General features: G+C 70.6%; 17 protein-coding genes and 1 tRNA gene. 13 read left to right on the top strand and 5 right to left on the bottom strand.

Annotated elements, in window-relative coordinates; all coding sequences use genetic code 11:
- Window positions 1–858 (top strand): fumarylacetoacetate hydrolase family protein, encoded by an 858-nt coding sequence (locus tag KVT44_RS09370; protein ID WP_217566672.1) that lies wholly within the window; start codon window positions 1–3, stop codon window positions 856–858.
- 104 nt (window positions 859–962) lie between these two features.
- Here the strand turns inward: KVT44_RS09370 and KVT44_RS09365 are convergent, their stop codons facing one another.
- Entirely contained in the window at window positions 963–1451 is a 489-nt protein-coding gene (locus KVT44_RS09365; RefSeq protein ID WP_308313938.1) for a heme-degrading domain-containing protein, read from the bottom strand.
- Complete coding sequence (locus KVT44_RS09360; protein ID WP_217566671.1) at window positions 1448–2542, bottom strand: Gfo/Idh/MocA family oxidoreductase; 1095 nt, start codon at window positions 2540–2542, stop codon at window positions 1448–1450. The genes KVT44_RS09365 and KVT44_RS09360 overlap by 4 nt, the downstream gene beginning before the upstream one ends.
- 48 nt (window positions 2543–2590) lie before the next feature.
- Between KVT44_RS09360 and KVT44_RS09355 the strand changes: the two genes are divergently transcribed.
- From KVT44_RS09355 to KVT44_RS09310, 10 genes are all read left to right on the top strand, one after another.
- Window positions 2591–3778, top strand: a complete 1188-nt coding sequence (locus tag KVT44_RS09355; protein ID WP_217566670.1) for an ROK family transcriptional regulator — start codon at window positions 2591–2593, stop codon at window positions 3776–3778.
- A 258-nt stretch (window positions 3779–4036) separates the two neighbouring features.
- Window positions 4037–5083, top strand: coding sequence for a hypothetical protein (locus tag KVT44_RS60545; protein WP_217566669.1), 1047 nt, complete (start codon window positions 4037–4039; stop codon window positions 5081–5083).
- A 48-nt stretch (window positions 5084–5131) separates the two neighbouring features.
- Window positions 5132–5890 carry a GntR family transcriptional regulator gene (locus KVT44_RS09345; protein WP_217566668.1) on the top strand — a complete coding sequence of 253 codons (759 nt, stop codon included), beginning with the start codon at window positions 5132–5134 and terminating at the stop codon, window positions 5888–5890.
- 178 nt (window positions 5891–6068) lie between these two features.
- Complete coding sequence (locus KVT44_RS09340) at window positions 6069–7193, top strand: TIGR03364 family FAD-dependent oxidoreductase (protein WP_217566667.1); 1125 nt, start codon at window positions 6069–6071, stop codon at window positions 7191–7193.
- 5 nt (window positions 7194–7198) lie between these two features.
- Window positions 7199–7954: an HAD family hydrolase gene (locus KVT44_RS09335; protein WP_217566666.1), complete on the top strand. Its 756-nt coding sequence runs from the start codon at window positions 7199–7201 to the stop codon at window positions 7952–7954.
- Window positions 7926–8078: a hypothetical protein gene (locus KVT44_RS09330; protein WP_190173205.1), complete on the top strand. Its 153-nt coding sequence runs from the start codon at window positions 7926–7928 to the stop codon at window positions 8076–8078. The genes KVT44_RS09335 and KVT44_RS09330 overlap by 29 nt, the downstream gene beginning before the upstream one ends.
- A gap of 98 nt (window positions 8079–8176) precedes the next feature.
- Window positions 8177–8956, top strand: a complete 780-nt coding sequence (locus KVT44_RS09325; protein WP_217566665.1) for an HAD-IIA family hydrolase — start codon at window positions 8177–8179, stop codon at window positions 8954–8956.
- Window positions 8957–9082: 126 nt separating this feature from the next.
- The gene (locus tag KVT44_RS09320) at window positions 9083–9691 is read left to right on the top strand and encodes a hypothetical protein (RefSeq protein WP_217566664.1); all 609 of its coding nucleotides are present in this window, start codon (window positions 9083–9085) and stop codon (window positions 9689–9691) included.
- Between the two features lies 1 nt (window position 9692).
- Window positions 9693–10370: a class F sortase gene (locus KVT44_RS09315; RefSeq protein WP_099922471.1), complete on the top strand. Its 678-nt coding sequence runs from the start codon at window positions 9693–9695 to the stop codon at window positions 10368–10370.
- 278 nt (window positions 10371–10648) lie between these two features.
- Window positions 10649–11665, top strand: coding sequence for a glycoside hydrolase family 6 protein (locus tag KVT44_RS09310; RefSeq protein ID WP_217566663.1), 1017 nt, complete (start codon window positions 10649–10651; stop codon window positions 11663–11665).
- A 112-nt stretch (window positions 11666–11777) separates the two neighbouring features.
- On the opposite strand, the gene KVT44_RS09305 is transcribed toward KVT44_RS09310, so the two are convergent.
- From KVT44_RS09305 to KVT44_RS09295, 3 genes are all read right to left on the bottom strand, one after another.
- The gene (locus KVT44_RS09305) at window positions 11778–13715 is read right to left on the bottom strand and encodes a kelch motif-containing protein (RefSeq protein ID WP_217566662.1); all 1938 of its coding nucleotides are present in this window, start codon (window positions 13713–13715) and stop codon (window positions 11778–11780) included.
- Window positions 13712–15715: a glycosyltransferase family 2 protein gene (locus KVT44_RS09300; protein ID WP_217566661.1), complete on the bottom strand. Its 2004-nt coding sequence runs from the start codon at window positions 15713–15715 to the stop codon at window positions 13712–13714. Before KVT44_RS09300 ends, KVT44_RS09305 begins: the two co-directional genes overlap by 4 nt.
- Before the next feature lie 491 nt (window positions 15716–16206).
- A tRNA-Lys gene (locus tag KVT44_RS09295) sits at window positions 16207–16280 on the bottom strand.
- A 206-nt stretch (window positions 16281–16486) separates the two neighbouring features.
- Between KVT44_RS09295 and KVT44_RS09290 the strand changes: the two genes are divergently transcribed.
- Complete coding sequence (locus KVT44_RS09290) at window positions 16487–17497, top strand: peptidoglycan-binding protein (protein ID WP_217566660.1); 1011 nt, start codon at window positions 16487–16489, stop codon at window positions 17495–17497.
- Window positions 17498–17722: 225 nt separating this feature from the next.
- Window positions 17723–18880, top strand: coding sequence for an SPFH domain-containing protein (locus tag KVT44_RS09285; RefSeq protein ID WP_217566659.1), 1158 nt, complete (start codon window positions 17723–17725; stop codon window positions 18878–18880).
- Window positions 18881–18944: the final 64 nt, after the last annotated feature.

Here is an 18944-nt window from a genome sequence, read left to right as displayed (position 1 = left end):
ATGAAGCTGCTGCGAGTCGGTACGGCGGGATCGGAGCGGCCCGCGCTGCTCGATGCCGAAGGGATTCTCCGGGATCTGTCGGGAGTCGTGCCGGACATCGACGGGGCGCTGCTCGCCGACGACGTGGCGCTCGGGCGGGTCCGTGCGGCCGCCGAGTCGGGGGAACTGCCCGTGCTGGACGCGGACGGGCTGCGCGTCGGGCCGCCGCTCGCCCGGATCGGCAAGATCGTCTGCATCGGGCTCAACTACCACGACCATGCCCGCGAGACCGGGGCCGAGCCGCCTGCCGAGCCGGTGATCTTCTTCAAGGCGGCGGACACGGTGGTCGGGCCGGACGACACCGTGCTCGTGCCGCGCGGGTCGGTCAAGACCGACTGGGAAGTCGAACTCGCGGTCGTCATCGGCCGTACCGCCCGCTATCTGGAGTCGCACGAGGAGGCGCTCGCGCGTGTCGCCGGGTACGCGGTGGCGCACGACGTCTCCGAGCGGGAGTTCCAGATCGAGCGCGGGGGGACGTGGGACAAGGGCAAGAACTGCGAGACGTTCAATCCGCTGGGGCCGTGGCTGGTGACGGCGGACGAGGTTTCCGACCCGCAGGATCTTTCGCTGAAGCTGTGGGTGAACGGTGAGCCGAAGCAGGACGGGACCACGGCCGAGCAGATCTTTCCGGTGGCGGAAGTGGTCCGGTACGTCAGTCAGTTCATGACGCTCTATCCGGGGGACGTCATCAATACGGGGACGCCGGCGGGGGTTGCCTTGGGGCAGCCGGAGCCGAAGCCGTATTTGCGGGCCGGGGATGTGGTGGAGTTGGAGATCGGGGGGTTGGGCAGGCAGCGGCAGGAGTTCAAACCTGCGTAGGTGCTCCGCTGGGGTGGGCGGGGGGTGCGTTGTTGAGTGCCGGTTCGTTGTGGCTGGTCGCGCAGTTCCCCGCGCCCCTGAAAACAGGGGCGCGGGTGTGGGCCCTAGATTGCCAGGAACTGGCTCAGCGCCTTGACGACCATGGCGTGGTCTTCCAGTTGGGGGAGGCCCGAGACCACCACCGTGCCGATGACGCCCGCGCCCTCGACCGTGAGGGGGAACGCGCCGCCGTGGGCCGCGTAGGTGTCGGGGTCGAGGCGGGAGGAGGCCTCGAAGGTGGTGCCCTTGGCGCGGAAGCGGGTGCCGACGAGGAGCGAGGAGCAGCCGTAGCGCTCGACGACGCGGCGCTTGCGGTCGATCCAGGCGTCGTTGTCCGGGGTCGAACCGGGCAGGGCCGCGTGGAAGAGCTGCTGGCCGCCGCGGCGGATGTCGATGGCGACCGGAGCGGCGGCCTCGCGGGCCATGCTCACGAGCAGGGTGCCCAGGGTCCACGCGTCGTCGTACGTGAAGTGGGGGAGGACCAGTTGCCGCTCCTGGGACTCCAGTTCCGTGATCTGTTCCGCGAGCAGCCGTGCGGTGTCCTCGGTGCTCACAGGGACACCGCCGTGCCCTCGGTGGCGGAGCGGCGGGCCGCCTCCAGGACGTCGAGGGCGGCCGCGGCCTCCTGCGCGGTGACCGGGTTCGGGGCGCCGTCGCGGAGGGCGGCGGCGATGGCCGCGTAGTACGCGGGGTACGCGCCCGGGAGCGTGGGCTCGGGGCGGCCGCCACCCGTGAGCGGGGACTCGCCGGAGCCGACGCGGCCCCACAGGGACTCGGGCTCGACACCCCACTCGGCGGTCGTGTCGGGACGCTTGCCCTCGCGCAGGTCCGCCTCCTGCGGGTCGAGGCCGTACTTCACGTAACCCGCCTGCGAGCCCAGCACGCGCAGACGCGGGCCGAGTTGGGCGGTCGTCGCGGAGACGTAGAGGTGGGAGCGGACGCCGTTCGTGTGCGTGATCGCGATGAAGGTGTCGTCGTCGGTCTGCGCGCCGGGGCGGCGGACGTCCGTCTCGGCGTACACCGAGGCCGCGGGGCCGAAGAGGACGAGGGCCTGGTCGACGACGTGGCTGCCGAGGTCGTAGAGGAGACCTCCGATCTCTGCCGGGTCGCCGGACTCGCGCCAGCCGCCCTTGGGCTGCGGACGCCACCGCTCGAAACGGGACTCGAAGCGCCATACGTCGCCCAGCTCGCCCTCGTCGAGCAGCTTGCGGAGGGTCAGGAAGTCGTTGTCCCAGCGGCGGTTCTGGAAGACGGAGAGGAGCAGGCCGCGCTCTTCGGCCAGCGCGGCCAGCTCGCGGGCCTCCGCCGCCGTACCGGCGAGGGGCTTGTCGACGACGACCGGCAGGCCCGCCTTGAGGGCGGCGGTCGCGAGCGGGACGTGGGTCTTGTTCGGGGAGGCGATGACGATCAGGTCCAGCTCGTCGGCGCGCGCCCAGAGCTCTTCGGGCGTGGCGGCGAACGAGACTCCGTCGCCGAACTCGGCGCGGGCCTGCTCCTGCCGCTCCGGGTTCGAGGTGACGATCGTGTCCAGGGCCAGGCCCTCGGTCGCGGCGATCAGCGGGGCGTGGAAGACGGAGCCCGCGAGGCCGTAACCGACGAGGGCCACACGGAGGGGGGTGCCAGTCGTGCCAGTCGTACCAGTCATGACGTCCACTTTCGCAACGCTGTTGCCAAAGTGCAAGCGCGGGGGACAATGGCGTACGTGAACAGGACCAACGCCGAGTCGGGAGTCAATCTGCTCGCCCTGCGCAGCCACAACGCCGCGCTCGTGCTCGATCTGCTGCGCACGGCCGGGGAGGGCGGTATCAGCCGGCTCGAACTCGCCGAGCGCACCGGGCTGACCCCGCAGGCCGTCAGCAAGATCACCGCTCGGCTGCGGGCGGACGGGCTGGCGACGGAGGCGGGGCGCCGCGCGTCGACCGGCGGCAAGCCGCGGACCGTGCTGCGGCTCGTGCCCGAGGCCGGGCACGCGGTCGGGCTCCACCTCGACCGCGACGAGCTGACGGTCGTGCTGTGCGACCTCACCGGCGCGGTGGTCGCCGAGCGGCGGGTTCCGCTCGATCTGGGGGCCGGGGCGGAGGCGGTCGTCGAGTCGGCGGCGGGGGAGGTCGAGGCGCTGCTCGCGGGGGCGGGGGTGTCCGTACTGGGCGTGGGCGTCGCCCTGCCGGGGCCGCTCGACCATGCCCGGGGTGTGTTGCATCGGGTCACCGGGTTTCCCGAGTGGGACGGGTTCCCGCTGCGGGACGCGCTGGCTGGACGGCTCGGGGTGCCCGTGGTGGTGGACAAGGACACGAACGCGGCCGCGTTGGGGATCGCGGTGGTGGGGAGTGGGGCCGGGGCGCTGGGGGGTGCCTCCGCCGGCTCTTCCGAGGCCGCTGACTCTCTCGGCACCCCCAGCTCCGCCAGCCCTCTCGAATCCTTCGCCTATCTGCATCTCGGTACGGGGCTCGGGGCGGGGCTCGTGATCGGTGGGGGCGTGCACCGGGGGGCGCGTACCGGGGCGGGGGAGTTCGGGCATCAGGTCATCCAGTTGGACGGGCCCCCGTGCGGCTGCGGCAACCGTGGCTGCATCGAGGCGTTGTGCCTCGCCGCGGTGGACCGTGGTGCCGTGGGTGAGGCGGCGCGGGTGCTCGGGGTGGGCGCCGCGAATCTGGTGGGGCTGCTGGACATCGACCTCGTGCTGCTCGGCGGGCGTACCGTCGCCGCGCATGAGGAGGCCTTCGTAAGGGGTGTCGGTGCCGTTCTTGAGGAACGGGCTCGGCTGGAGGGCGTGGACGACGGGGCGATTCCGGTGCGGGTGGCGCCCGGTGGGGCGCGTGGGGTCGCGGAGGGCGCGGCGCAGTTGCTGCTGGCGCCGTTGTTCGGGCGCGGGGAGGACTGAGCGGCTCGGCTGTTCGGGGCGGTTCCCCGGCCGGGTGACTCGGCTGTTCGGAGGGGCTTCGGGGGCAGGGCGACTCGGCTGTTCGGGGGGACTTCGGGGGCCGGGCGGGGTGTGTCGCGGGCGTGGCGGGGCGGTGGGCGCAGGCCGGTGTGGGACGGTCACGGGGCCGTTGCCCTGTACGCCGTTGCCTTCACCGCCCGACGCTCCCGACCCCTTTCCCGACCCCCTCCCGCCGCCCTTGATCGGCAAAGGCCCCTCATGCGACTGCGCAAGACCAGCCCCTTCGCCCTGACCGCCGTTGCCCCCGCCCTGGGCCTCGGGCTCGCACCGCCGCCCGCCGCCCACGCGCTCACGCCTCTCGGGCCCACCGCGAGCCCCCGCCCCACCTGTGCCGCGCCCGACACCCGGGCCTTCCCGATCAAGACCCGGATCCACGGCGGGCCGGACGCCTACGACGTCGGCGGCGACTTCCGGACCTGGTACATCGACCTGACCAACACCACCGCGCACACCTGCGGCAACATCCACCCGATCGTCGTACTCGTGGACAGCAAGCGGGTGCTGCGGCCGGGACAGGCGCGGCTGGAGTTCTACGAGGGGGAGCGCACGCATCCCGTCGAGTTCGAGAAGAGCGACCAGGACGAGAACGTCGGGGCGTTCGACGACGGGTTCCCGGGGTTCACGGTCGGACCCGGCCGCACGCTCACCGTGAAGGTCCGGCTCTCCGTGACCTCCGACGCCGCCGTGCCGAACGACGTCGTCGCCAACGCGGCCGTGGTGCAGCGCCACAACAACGACGGGGACTGGGTGGGGGAGTCGAACGCTTACCGCTTCCGGATCGACGACGAGAGCAAGACAAGCGACGGCGACGTTGTGGAGGCCGGGGGCAACGGGGGTACTGGGGACGGCGGCGACGGTGGGGGCGGCGATGGCGGAGGTGACGGCGGAGGCGGTGGCGGTACGAGCGCGGCTCCCGACGCCAGCGGCACCGGTACCGGCACCGGCAACAGCACCGGCAGTAGTACGGACGGCGTCACCGGCACGGGCACCAGCACCAGCAGCCCCACCGGTACCGGCGACGGTAGTGGCGGCGGTGGCGGCGGTCGTGACGGCGGTGACAGTGACGGTGACGCCGCGGGAAAGGAACGGGACGGGTCCTCGTCGACGGACGAAGAGTCCTCGTCCGCGGACGAACTGGCCATGACCGGACCGCGCGAAGCCGCCCTGGCGGTGGGCGTCGCCCTGTTCGCCGCCGGAGGCGTGCTGCTGGCGGCCTCCCGCTGGTCCCGGTTCCGGCGTCGCTGAGTCCTCCCACCGGCGCACCGCCCGTACCGCATCTGCGACCATCCCCCCGTGGACTACCCGAACGACCAATCGCCCGGCGCCCCCGTCCGCTCCGGCATCCCGGAGCACGGCCGTATCCCGAAGTACTACGCGGTCAAGGCGCACATCGCCGTGCTGATCGAGGAGTTGGGCGAAGGGGGGCTCCTGCCCACCGAGCGCGATCTCGCCGAGAAGTACGAGGTGGCCCGCGAGACCGTACGGCAGGCCCTGCGGGAGTTGCTGCTCGAAGGCAAGCTGCGGCGGCAGGGGCGTGGCACGGTCGTCGCGGGGCCGAAACTGGAGCAGCCGCTCTCCCTCGCGAGCTACACCGAAGGCGTACGGCGGCAGGGGCGCACCCCCGGTCGTACGCTCATCTCGCTCGACCGCTTCCCCTGCCCGCAGGCGCTGGCCGCCGAGGCGGGGCTGACGCGTGGCGAGCCCGTCTGGCACATGGAGCGCGTGCTGCTCGCCGACGACGAGCGGGTCGGGCTGGAGAGTACGTACGTCGCCGTGGCCCGGGTGCCCGACCTCGACCGTGACTTCGACCCCGACTCCTCCTTCTACGCCTACCTCCATGACCGGCTCGGCATCGCGTTCGGGGACGCGGACGAGCGGATCGAGACGGTGCTGGCGACGCCGCGCGAGGCGCTGCTCATCGGTACGCCGCCCGCGCTGCCGATGCTGCTGATCCACCGGGTCTCGCGGGACACGAAGGGGCGGCCGCTGGAGCGGGTGCGGACGCTGTACCGGGGGGACCGGTTCTCGTTCACGGCCCACCTGGGCAGGTGACGTTCACGGCGCACCTCGGCGGCCGACGCGCGGCGTGCCGGGGCGGGCTCGGGCCCGTCATTTCGGCCACGTACTATCACGAGAAGATAACGGGTCTAGCCCAAATGTGATGGGCGGTTCACCATCTGATTGCTGTCCGGACCCCTTTGATTCCCCCTTCCCGAGGAGCGTGGCCGTCGTGAGAGTGATAGTCGTCGGAGCCGGCGTGGTGGGTACCCTGCACGCCTGGCACGCAGTGGAACGCGGCCACGAGGTCGTACAGATCGAGCGTGAGGCGGAGGCCCGCGGGGCCTCGCTGCGCAACTTCGGACAGATCTGGGTGAGTGGTCGCGCCGGAGGAGAGGAGCTGGAGACCGCCCTGCGGGCGCGGGAGCTGTGGGAGGAGATCGGGGCGCGCGTCCCGGACCTCGGCTTCCGGGCGTGCGGATCGCTGACCCCCGTGCGCAACCCGCGCGAACTCGCCGTCGCCGAGGCCGCCCTGGCCCGCGAGGACGCCGCCGCCCGCGGCTACAAGCTGCTCGCCGCGGACGAGGCGCGCGCCGTGAACCCCGCCCTGCGGGGTGCCTTCGAAGCGGCCCTGTTCTGCGAGCGCGACGCGGCCGTCGAGCCGCGCACGGCCCAACTCGCCCTCCGCGCCGAGCTGTCGAAGTCCCCGAACTACACGTTCCTGCCGGGGCGCGAGGTCCGTGACGTCGTCGGAGAACACGCCGTGCGCGACGACCACGGGAACGTCCACACCGGTGACGTCGTCGTGCTGTGCACGGGCGCCTGGCTCGGCGGTCTCGTACGGGAGCTGGCCGGGCCCGAGCTGCCCGTACGGCGGGTGCGGCTGCAGATGATGCAGACCGCACCGCTGGGCGAGCCGCTCACCACCTCCGTCGCCGACGCCGACAGCTTCCGGTACTACCCCGCGTACCGCAGCCCCGCCCTCGACGAGCTGGACGCACACCAGCCGCAGGCCTCGATCGCCGCCGCGCACCGGATGCAGCTGCTCATGGTGCAGCGCGCGGACGGCGGGCTGACCATCGGCGACACCCACGAGTACGAGCACCCCTTCGCCTTCGACACCCTCGAAGACCCCTACGACCACCTCACCGAGGTCGTCGAGTCCTTCCTCGGCCGCCCGTTGCCGAAGATCCGGCGCCGCTGGGCCGGGGTGTACGCGCAGTGCACCGACCCCAGCCGAGTCGTGCACCGGCAGCGGGTGCGGGACGGGGTGTGGCTGGTCACCGGGCCCGGCGGACGCGGCATGACCTGTTCGCCCGCCATCGCCGAATCGACCGCCGACGAGCTGGGATGGTGAAAGAAATGACCGAGGACATACGACTCGTCGTGCTCGACATGGCGGGCACCACCGTCGCCGACGGCGGCCTGGTGGAGCAGGCCTTCGCCGTGGCCGCCGGGGAGCTGGGCGTCGAGCCCGGGTCCGCCGACCACGCCGCGAAGCTCGACCACGTCCGGGCCACCATGGGCGAGTCCAAGATCTCCGTCTTCCGGCACCTGTTCGGCGAGGAGTCCCTCGCCCGGCGGGCCAACGCCGCCTTCGAGAAGGCGTACGGGGAACTCGTCGACGGTGGGCGCCTCGCGCCGATCGCCGGCGCGCGCGAGGCGATCGAGGAGCTCCAGGCGGGCGGCCGTACCGTCGTCCTGACCACCGGGTTCGCCCGGGTCACCCAGGACGCCATCCTCGGCGTCCTCGGCTGGCAGGGGCTGGTGCCGCTCAGGCTGTGCCCGGCCGACGCCGGAGGCCGCGGGCGGCCGTACCCCGACATGGTCCTGGAGGCCTTCCTGCGCACCAAGGCGGCGGAGGGCGTCCAGCAGGTCGCGGTCGTGGGCGACACCTCGTACGACATGCTCAGCGGCGTACGCGCCGGGGCGGGCGTGGTGGCCGGTGTGCTCACCGGGGCGCACGGCGACGAGGCGCTGCGCGCGGCCGGGGCCGGCCATGTGCTCGGCTCGGTGGCCGAACTTCCCGCCCTGCTCGACGGACCCACCGGAGCCGACCCGTTCCCCGGAGACGATCGGCTCCCTGGAGATGCCCCGCTCCCCGGAGCCGGGCGGTGAGCGGCGACAGCGGCATCCGCTTCGACCGGGTGTCCGTCGCGCCCTCTTCGAGCCGGACTGGGTCGACATCGACAAGGACCTGACCTCGTACGTCGAGGACTGGAAGACGGCCACGGGAAGCTGACACTCCGCCCTGACTAGGCTGGGGGCGTCGGCACATCGTCGTTCCGGCGCCCCGGATCGTGTGCGTACGTACGCCAGGACGGCAGGAGAACCAGCACCATGGCAGAGCGCAAGCCCATCGAGTCGTGGCTCACCGACATGGACGGCGTCCTCATCCACGAGGGTGTGCCGATCCCCGGCGCGGACGCCTTCGTCAAGAGGCTGCGGGAGTCCGGGAAGCCGTTCCTGGTGCTCACCAACAACTCGATCTACACCGCTCGTGACCTGCACGCCAGGCTGCGTCGCATGGGCCTGGACGTGCCGGTCGAGAACATCTGGACCTCCGCGCTCGCCACCGCCAAGTTCCTGGACGACCAGCGGCCCGGCGGCACCGCGTACGTCATCGGCGAGGCGGGCCTGACCACGGCACTGCACGACATCGGGTACGTCCTGACCGACCACGAGCCGGACTACGTGGTCCTCGGCGAGACCCGTACGTACTCCTTCGAGGCCATGACCAAGGCGGTCCGGCTGATCAAGGGCGGCGCCCGGTTCATCGCCACCAACCCCGACGAGACCGGCCCGTCCGCCGAGGGCCCGCTGCCCGCCACCGGCGCGGTGGCCGCGCTGATCACCAAGGCGACCGGCAAGCAGCCCTACTTCGCCGGCAAGCCGAACCCGCTGATGATGCGGACGGGGCTCAACGCCATCGGGGCGCACTCCGAGACCAGCGCGATGATCGGCGACCGGATGGACACGGACGTCCTGGCCGGCCTCGAGGCGGGCATGGTGACCTATCTCGTCCTCACCGGGCTGACCACCCGCGAGGAGATCGAGCAGTACCCCTTCCGGCCCTCCAGGATCGTGGACTCGATCGCGGACCTCGTCCAGCGGATCTGACGCCGCCCGGACCGAGGGCCACCGGGCGGCGCCAAACCTTTCGAGACCCGTTTGGAGCAGTCGGGGGCGTCTGAGGATGCGTCCGGCGGCCCGGAGGGGGAGTCTCCAGGTATCTGGAGGTTCACGATGGGTTCATGTCGACTCGCTCTCTGTGCGCGACTCACTCTCTGTGCCGGTGCGGTGCTCGCGGCGGCGTTCACTCCCGCCGCGTACGCGGCCGACGGCGGCGTCTCCGTCTCTCCCGTGTCCCCGGGCCCCGGCAGCGACGTCCAGCTGCGGGCGCTGGGCTGTACGGGGACGACCGGTACCGCGGTCTCGACGGCGTTCGTCGCGGACGCGCGGCTCACCGGCCAGGGCGGGGTGCTCGTCGGCGACACCCGCGTCCGCTCGTCGGCCACGCCCGGTGCCTACGAGGTCAAGGTCAGCTGTGACGGCCGCCAGGACCGGGTGACCGGCACGGTCACGGTCACCGCGCCGGGCGGCCCGACCTCCCTGAGGTCCGCCCTCGCCGTCCCGACCGCCTTGACGTCCGCCCTCGCCATCCCGAACGGCCTGGCCTCGCCCGTCGCCCCCGTGCACGCGGGCGGCGGCGGCACCGCGCACTTCGCCTCCGTGGACGCCCGCTCGTCGAGCCCCGGCACCAAGCACGCGGTGATCGGCCTCGTCCTCGCGAGCGCCGCCGCGGTGGCGGTCGCGGTCCGCAGCGCGCGCCGGGGCCACGACACCCGGGACTGACATGTCCGACGACATGCCCGCTCACGGGCGTTCCTCCGGCGCCGGCCGGCTGCTGACCGGTGTCGCCTGGGCGGTGCTGCTGCTCGGGCTGTGGCTGTGGGGCCGTGACCTGACCGACGTACGGCAGGGGATAGCGGCGCCGACGACGGGGGACATCGCGGCGGTCGGACGACCGCCCGAGGTACGGCTGCCACCCGCGCTGAAGCCGCTGACGAGCGCGGCGCCGCAGCGCATCGACATTCCCTCGATGGGGGTGCAGGCGCCGGTCGTGGGCCGCGGGCTCGACGGGCAGGGGGCGATCGATCCGCCGCCCTTCGACCAGCCGGGCGTGGTCGGCTGGTACGCCGCCGGGGTGCGGCCGGGGGCGGCCGGGACCGCGCTGTTCGTGGGGCACGTCGACACCGAGACCCGGCCCGCGGTCTTCTACAAACTCAGCACGGTACGGCCGGGGCAGACGGTCCGGGTGGTCCGCGACGACGGGACGGTCGCCGAGTTCACCGTGGACGACGTGCAGGTCTTCCCGCGCGACCACTTCGACGCCCGACAGGCCTACGGGCCACGGGAGTCGGGGCGGGCCGAGCTGCGGCTCGTCACCTGCGGCGGCACCTTCGACCGGGTGAGCCGCACCTACACCGCGAACGTGGTCGTGTCGGCGTACCTCACGGGCCACGGACGATGATTCGGGTTCCACCTGGCCCGGTCGGCGGCCCGCTCCCCCCGGAGCCGCCGACCGGGCTGGTCCTCGACCGCGCGCGCACGGGCTGCGGGAGTAACCCGGCGGTCGGCGCGGGAGGTTCTGGGTCCGTTTGAGGCAACTCTAGAACGTATGAGCGTTCTGGCCTAGGACCTGTCCCCGGGGCTGTAACAGCTCACCGATAAGGGGCGGGCGATCTCGTGGGCGAGGCGCCACCTATGTCACGATTGACCCCAAGGACAGTGCACCCGAGGGGGAGTTGCATGTACGGCAGCAAGGGGGCCGGGGCTCGGGCGTCCGTCGCGGTGGTGGGGGCGTTGCTGGTGCTCGCGGGGTGTTCCTCCGGGGGCGGCGGCGACAAGAGCGACGGTTCCGGTTCCAAGGTCACACAACAGCCCAAGAACTCGGACCCGTTCTGGGTCAACCCGGCGGGCAACGCGGCCGAGCAGGTCGCCGCGTTCGTCAAGGCGGGCAAGAAGGACGACGCCGAGCAGATCCGCAAGATAGCCGAACAGCCGACCGGCGAGTGGATCGGGCCGGAGAATCCCGAGCAGGAGGCGCGCGGTTTCACCGAGGCGGCGCAGCAGGCCGACCGGGCGGCCATCCTGGTCCTCTACAACATCCCGCACCGCGACTGCGGCCAGTTCTCGCAGGGCGGCGCGGCGGACGGCGACGCCTACAAGGCCTGGATCGACGGGGTCGCCCGCGGCATCCAGGACCGGCCCGCCACGGTGATCCTGGAGCCGGACGCCATTCTGCACCTGGTCAACCAGTGCACTCCGGCGCAGTTCCAGGAGGAGCGGTACTTCCTCCTCGAGAGCGCGGTCACCAAGCTCAAGGCCCTGAAGAACACGAAGGTGTACCTCGACGCGGGCAACGCGGGCTGGGGTCACCCCGACCAGATCTTCCAGCCGCTGAAGCGGGCGGGCATCGACCAGGCCGACGGGTTCTCCGTCAACGTCTCCAACTTCTACTCGACCAAGGACTCCATCGCGTACGGCAAGCAACTGTCCGCGAAGGTCGGCGGCAAGCACTTCGTCATCGACACCAGCCGCAACGGAAACGGCCCGTACACGGCCGGCGAGGCGGACGAGAACTGGTGCAATCCGCCGGGGCGCGCGCTGGGCGAGACCCCGACGACCAAGACCGCCGATCCGCTCGTCGACGCGTATCTCTGGGTCAAGCGGCCGGGTGAGTCGGACGGGGAGTGCAAGGGGGGGCCGAAGGCGGGCGAATGGTGGCCCGAGTACGCGTTGAAGCTGGCCAAAGCTTCTGACTGACGGCAAGTTCCCCGCGCCTTTAGGGGCGCGGGGCTCTGACATCATGCGGCTCCGCCGCGTGGGCGCGACCAGCCACAACGAACCAGCAGTCGAAAACGGCCCCGCGGAAGCGCTACGGCACCTTGACCCACTGGGCCTTGCTCGGGGTCCCCTGGTCGTCCGTCACGAACAGCATGTACCAACCGGACTCCACGAGATTCCGGTTCTTCGGCACGGTCACCGTGACCCCGTTCTTCGTCTTCTTGAAGTCCAGCGCGATGGAACGCTGATCGACGTCGGTGACGTGCGTGGACGCGCTCGGCCGGATCAGCCGGGCCGTCCTGATGGTCGACGCGTGCTGCGAGGTGAACGTCGCCGATCCGCCGCGCGCGATCGTCTTCGGGCCGCCGGTCAGATCGGGCCGCGAGTCCCGGTAGAGGTACGGCGGCGTGTAGATCTCGATGCGCTGCTCGAACGTGGCCGGTTTGGTGTTGGCCTTGTCCGCGTAGAGCGAGTTGGAGCCGAAGAACATCACCCGGCCGTCGGGCAGCAGGATCGAGCCCGAGTGGTAGTTGCGGCCCACCAGCGGATCGGCGACCCGGTCGAAGGTGTTCGACTTGGTGTCGTAGATCCGCGCCTGGAGGATGTTGGAGTCGCTGCGCCCCCGGTAGTCCTCGGAGCCGCCGGAGACGAGGACCGTGTCGTCCGGCAGGATCGAGGACTGCGGGTAGCGGGTGCCCTTCTCCAGTTCGGGCCCGTCCACGAACCTCGGGTTCTTGTCCTTGAGGTCGATCAGCCGGGTCTTCTTGCTGGACAGCTTGGACTCGCCGACCCCGCCACCGCCGATCACCATGTACTTCTCGTCCTGCGCGGGCGGCAGCAGCACCGTGCCGGACGTCTCCATCATGTTGGGGTCGCTCAGGCCCGGCAGCTTGGTGAACTTGTTGGTGGCCACGTCCCAGATGCCGGGGTCGCGGCCCACGTTGTCCGGTCCGTAGCCCGCGTTCGAGCCCGAGTAGAACATCTCGCCGTTCTGCATCAGGGAGATCGCCGGGTAGGTCGGGAACTGGCGGATTCCCTTGGTGTACGTCCATTTCTTGGTCTTCGGGTCGAACACCTCGTTCTTGCCCGGGACCAGCTGGCCGATCTCGTCCAGACCGGAGAGGCTGAGGATCTTGCCGTCGCTCATGGTGGTGAGCGTCGGGTACCAGCGGGCCTCGTTCATCGGGTCGACCTTGATGTACTTCTCGGCGACCGGATCGAACTCGTACGCGTCCCGGATGCCCTGGAAGTCCTTCTTGTCCAGGGCGAGCTTCTGTGCGATGCCGTAGGTGTTGCGGGCGTCGGCGCCGGTCAGGCCCTGGATGCGGTAGTTGTCCTGGGTGCCCGTCTCGTACTTCTGGCCGCTCCGCTGGGCCTCGACGTAGATACGGCCGAGGCCCGGGTCGTTGCGCAGGAACTTGCCGGTCGCCTTGTCGAAGACCTTCGTCGCGCGCGGGACGAGTACCGGGTCCTTGGAGACGAACGTCTTGCCGTTCTCCTTGCCGGTGAATTTGGTACCCGCGGGCAGCGTGATCGGCTTGTCCGGGTTCTCGTTGTGGACGACCATCAGACCGCCCGCCTTGGTGACGTCACCCTTCAGCGTCTCGTACCGCTTGGTGCCGCCCGCGATCAGCAGATTGCCGTTGGCGAGCTGGGTGTGGCCCGTGCAGAACAGGTCGGCGGGCGTCGGGATCTTCTTGATGGTGCCCTTGACCGGGTCCCAGATCCGCGTGTCGAACTTCTTCGCGTCGAAGTTGTCCTGGTTGTTGCCCGAGCCCGCGATCAGCAGGATCTTGCCGGTGTGCAGCAGGGCCGCGTGGATGGTGTTCTGTCTGTACTCCTCGGGGAACTGGATGATGTCCCAGTGCCCGTTCTTGGCCTTGTACTCGGGCTTGTTGATCGTGTAGTCGTGGTATTTCTCCGTGCTGAAGCGGTACACCCACGGTCCGTTCATCCCGGCCAGCGCGAGCACCACCGCCCCGCCTATCGCAAGACGACGAGCACGGCGGCGACGGGCACCGTCTTTCATTTTTTACGTCCCCCAAGGGAAATCTGCATGGTCTGGTCATTGCCCGCGCCGCTGCCGCCGTCCTGTCCCTGCGCCGCCGCCCAGCTGGGCTTGTGCTGCGGGGCATGCGGGGCGTGTGGGGCATGCGGAGCGTGCTGCTCCTGCTGGGGCGCCGAGGCCTGAGCGGGCAGCGGCACCGTCTCCTCGGGTGAGGCGGGCGGCACCGACGGCTTCTTCTTCGCCTGGCGCAGGGCCCACTGCCAGGCGAGGATCGGCGAGGCGGTGATCAGCAGGGCGAAGGACGCCCAGGTGATCATCGCGGGGTGGGAGTGCCCGAGCAGGAGTCCGGCGACGATCGAGCCGGCGAAGACCAGGATGAAGAACAGGTGGATCCGGAAGGTCCCGAACAGTGTGTCGGGGCTGGCCGAATCCCCCTTGGGGGTCACCACGAACTTGCTCTTGCGGCGCAGCACCGCGTCCATCAGCGAGCGGGCGTAGATCGGCGCGGAGAGCGCCGACATGATCATGCCCGCCACGCCGCCCGAGCCCTCGGGCTCGTGCGGGGAGACGTTGTGCCGGCGGTTCCACACGTACAGGCCGATCTGCAGCGCGGAGGCGTTGCCGTACAGCATCAGCCAGACCGTCGGGTCGATGTTCACACCGGATGCGCCCAGGCCCAGGAAGAGTGCGCAGCTGAGGGCCGCGAGGATCCAGTTGAGGGCGGACATCGGATAGAAGATGATCATCATGGTGTAGTTGAAGAGCTTGCTCGGCGGCAGCGAGAAGAAGCCCTTCCAGTACTGCTTGAGGATCGTCTCGTACGTGCCCCGGGACCAGCGCAGCTGCTGGGTGAAGAAGTCCGTCCAGGCGTTCGGGCCCTCGCCGACCGCGAGGACGTCCGGGGTGTAGACCGAGCGCCACTTCCTGCCCGTCGCCGGGTTCTTCGCACGGTGCATCTCGAAGCCGGTCGCCATGTCCTCGGTGATCGAGTCGTACAGACCGCCGATCTGCTTGAGCGCCTTGATGCGTACGGCGTTGGAGGTGCCCACGAACATCGGCGCGCCGTAGCGGTTGCCGGCCCGCTGGATCAGCGCGTGGAAGAGGAACTGCTGGGACTCGGCGGCCTTGGTGATGGGGTTGTCGTAGTTGCCGTAGACCTGCGGGCCGATGACGAAGCCGATGTCCGGGTCGCGGAAGAAGCCGAGCATCCGCTCCAGGTAGTTGGGCAGCGGCACGTGGTCGGTGTCGACCGAGGCGAAGAAGTCGTACTCGTCGCCGTGCGCCTCCAGCCAGGCGTTGTAGTTGCCGTGCTTGGTCTTGGCGCGGTGCGGGCCCTTGGCCTGGTTCCACTTCGCGACGCCCTTGCGGGAGAAGTGGTGCACGCCCAGGCGCTCGCAGACCTCCTTCACCTCCGGGTCGTCACCCTCGTCGAGGAGCCAGATGTGCAGAAGACCCCGGTGACGCAGCTTGACGGCCGCCTCCAGGGTCTTGGTCACCATGGCGAGGGGTTCCTTGCCGGGTACGAAGGAGGTGAGGAAGGCGACTCTGGTGCCGGTCTCTGGTACCACCGGGATCGGGTCGCGGGCGACCAGGGTGGCGTGCGCGTTCGACAGCACGTTCATGCAGCGGAAGAACTCGATCAGACCGATCGAGACCAGCATCACGATGTCGAGCACCGGCAGGAAGTCGTAGGCCGGGTAGTCGCGTTCGGTCCAGTGCTCCGGCTGGAGCAGCCAGCCCAGCAGGATCAGCGACAGCAGCGGCGCGGCGCCCAGCATCAGGGCGGCTCGAATGCGGTGCGGCTCCTGGGACAGCAGCGAGCGGTACTGCACCTTGTACGGCTTGTTCGGATCGGGCTGTGTGAGGGGACCCGCGAGCCGGCTGTAGTGCTCGTAGTCGTATCTCGGCAGGGTCTTCTTGATCCTGCGGAAGTTGTTGCCGGTCCGGTGCGATGGCATCCGGAGCTGGGTCGTCTCAGACGGGTCGAAGTTCTGCCGGGCGCCCGTCGGCGTCGACGTCATGAGTCATTCCCCCCGCACGCACGTCCAGGTGCGTGTTCGTCGGTCCTTGTCGCCCGTTCGAGTCCCCCTTGACCGTCACGGACGCATGCTGGCAGGTCGGCATCACCACATCCTCCACACAACGGAGACATAGAAATGCGACCTTCCGGTTGCATGATGCCCCCCTCGGCATCGGTTCATGAACGGGGCCCCCAGCCCCCCATGGTCGCAACCGGCCATACCCCCAACTGTCAGGTATCGACAGTCCCTTGAAACCCAGGGTTCTACGGCGTTCATCATGATCGCAAGATGCGAAACGCGGTGTTAACCGGTCATACGCGCTAATTGGGATGCGTGTACGAAGATGGGGTCACCGCCCCATACGCCGGGCGCATATGCCCGGCCCGTATGCGCCCCTATGTGACTCTTTGCGCCGGTTGTGCCCGTGGGGAGTCCGCCCCGCCCGCAAGCCGAAGGGCCCCTCACGCTGGTGAGGAGCCCTTCGGTGTCGGTGCGCCGCCAGGGACTCGAACCCCGGACCCGCTGATTAAGAGTCAGCTGCTCTAACCAACTGAGCTAGCGGCGCCTGCTGACCCGAGAACTCTACCTGACCGGGGAGGGTGCTCCGGACCACGAGGGTGTCGTGAAGTGAGCGGTGAGGTGTCCCGAACCGGTCGGAAGTGGTCTCTGTACATCATTCGGACCGTCAACATGCGACAAGAGGTGACAGTTGCGAAACTGACGACTGTGCAGAAGTGCGGAGACATGGACCTGTGGTGTGAGGGGAATCTCATGGAGGCTCCGGTATTCGAGGAATTCGATCCCGCGAGCGACTGCGATTGCCCCGGATGCGTGCACTGGCGGCGCGTCATTCCCCCTTCCTCGCTCCCCGGGCCCGTGGGACACCCGGCGGCGCGGGGCGCGCTGCTGCTGGCCGCGGCGGCGGGCGCCGTCCTCGCCGCGGGCCAGCCGGTGCCGGCCGTGGCCGCCGCGCACGGACCCGCCCGGCCGGGCGACCCCCGAGGTGACGAGCCCGACACCCCGCAGGGCGACCAGGCCCCGCTGCACGGCCCGGGCCGAGGCCCGGCGGAGCCCGGGGCGGGGGGCGAGCTCCCCGCGACCACCCGGGCGGCGATCATCAACCGGGCCAAGAAGTGGGTCGCCTCGCGGGTGCCGTACAGCAATACCGAGTACTGGCCGGACGGATACCGGCAGGACTGCTCGGGCTTCGTCTCGATGTCCTGGAACCTGCCGGGAAACGAATGGACGGGCAGCCTCAGCACGTTCGGCGTACGCATTTCACGCGACCAGGTGCAGCCCGGCGACATGCTCCTCTTCCATAATGCGGCGGATCCGCAGAACGGCTCGCACGTCGTCCTTTTCGGCGGCTGGGCGGACTACACCCACACCTATTACCTCGCCTATGAACAGACCCGCCCGCACACCCGCGGGCAGTCCACTCCGTACGCCTACTGGAGCAACTCGGACCGCTATGTCCCCTACCGCTACAAGGGGCTGGCCGAGGAGAGGAGCGGCGCGGGCGTCTCGGCGCCGGGGGCGACGAGCAGCCGCTACCCGGGCCGGTCCTTCTTCGGTCCGGGCGCGGACAACCCCCATATCACCCGGCTCGGCGAGCAACTCGTGAAGAAGGGGTTCGGCACGTACTACACGTCGGGTCCGGGGCCGCGCTGGGGCGAGGCGGACCGGCGGGGCGTCGAGGCGTTCCAGCGGGCGCAGGGCTGGCGCGGCGGCGCGGCGGACGGCTGCCCGGGGCCCGAGACCTGGCGCCGGCTCTTCTCGTGAAAGGCCGGGTGGCAGGGCTCGCACCTCGGCTCGCACCACGGCTCGCACCTCGGCTCGCATCAGGGCTCGTACCGGGCAACGCGTCAGGCAGCACACCAAGGCTCGCACCAGGGCTCGCACCAAGGCTCGTACCAGGCATCGCACTACGGCTCGCACCAGGAATCGCACCAGGGCTCGTCACCCGGCCGGGATCACCCTTCCACGCGCGGAGGCATGGAGGCAGCTATGAGTACGACGACTTCACCCACCCCGGAGTCCGGGGGGACGCCGGAGGGCGGCGCCTCCCGGCCCGCCCGGCTCATCCACAACGAGACGACCACCGAGATCCCCGTCCATCTGCTCTTCCGTGACGACCCCGAGCCGGTGCCCGTGCCGCTCTCGCCCGCCGTGGTGGGGCGGCGGCGCGGCACGGGCGAACAGCCCCGGATCCGGCGCCCCGTGCTGGGCCGTGCCCCGCGCCCGGTGCCGGAGGTCGACCCCGAACTGGTGGAGCGCCCCGCACGGGTGCTGCCCGGACTGGCGGGTGTGCTGGCCGGGGCCTGCGGGGTGGCCGGATGTGTACTCACCACTTGGTGGTCGGGTGTGCTGCCGCACAGCGCGGGGAGGGTGATCGGGCTGCCCTGGTACGCGGGGGCCGGGGTCGGCCCCGCGCAGTGGGCCGCGTACGCCGGGGCCGGCGCGCTCGGGCTGTTCGGGTTCGGCGGGCTCTCCCGCGGCCGGACCGGGCGTGCCTCGGTGCTCGGCCTCTTCGGCCGCTACCGGGGCACGGTCCGGCGCACCGGGCTGTTGTGGATCAACCCGATGGTGCTGCGGCGCCAGGTCGACGTACGGCTGCGGCACTGGCGCAGTGAGCCGATGTCGGTGGTCGACGCGAACGGGGTCGCGCTGCGGGTGGTGGTGCTCGTGGTGTGGCGGGTCAAGGACACCGCGCGGGCCGTGCTCGGCGTCGAGGACCACGAGACGTATCTGCGCGAGTGTGTGGAGGCGGCGATGTCGCGGATGCTCTCGCAGCTGCCGGCCGAGGCGCCGCCCGCCGTCATCAAGGACGTGGCGACCCTGCGCAACACGGACGCGGTCGGCGAGGCGCTCACCGGGATGATCGCCGCGGACACCGCGCCGGTCGGCCTGGAGGTGTTCTCGGTGCAGCCGACCCGGATCGAGTACGCCCCCGAGGTCGCGGCCGTGATGCAGCGCCGCCGGATCGCGACCCTGGACGCTCAGCACCGCGACACCGTGCTCACCTCCGTCGTCGACTCCGTCGAGGACACGGTGACCCGGCTGACCATGCGCGGGCTGGTCGAACTCGACGACTACGAGCGCAAGGCGCTGGTGAAGGACCTGACGGTGGCATTCTACACGGGGCGCAGGGACGCCTCGCCGTGACGGGGACCGACAGCGGGGTCGTGACGGGGACCGAGAGCTTGGTTATTGGTCTGGACATGTTCAA

Source organism: Streptomyces sp. GbtcB7, assembly GCF_019091445.1.
In the GTDB taxonomy this organism is placed as follows: Bacteria; Actinomycetota; Actinomycetes; order Streptomycetales; family Streptomycetaceae; genus Streptomyces; species Streptomyces mirabilis.
Note: the sequence above shows the minus strand (reverse complement) of the source record. Positions and strands in the feature narration are given on the sequence as shown.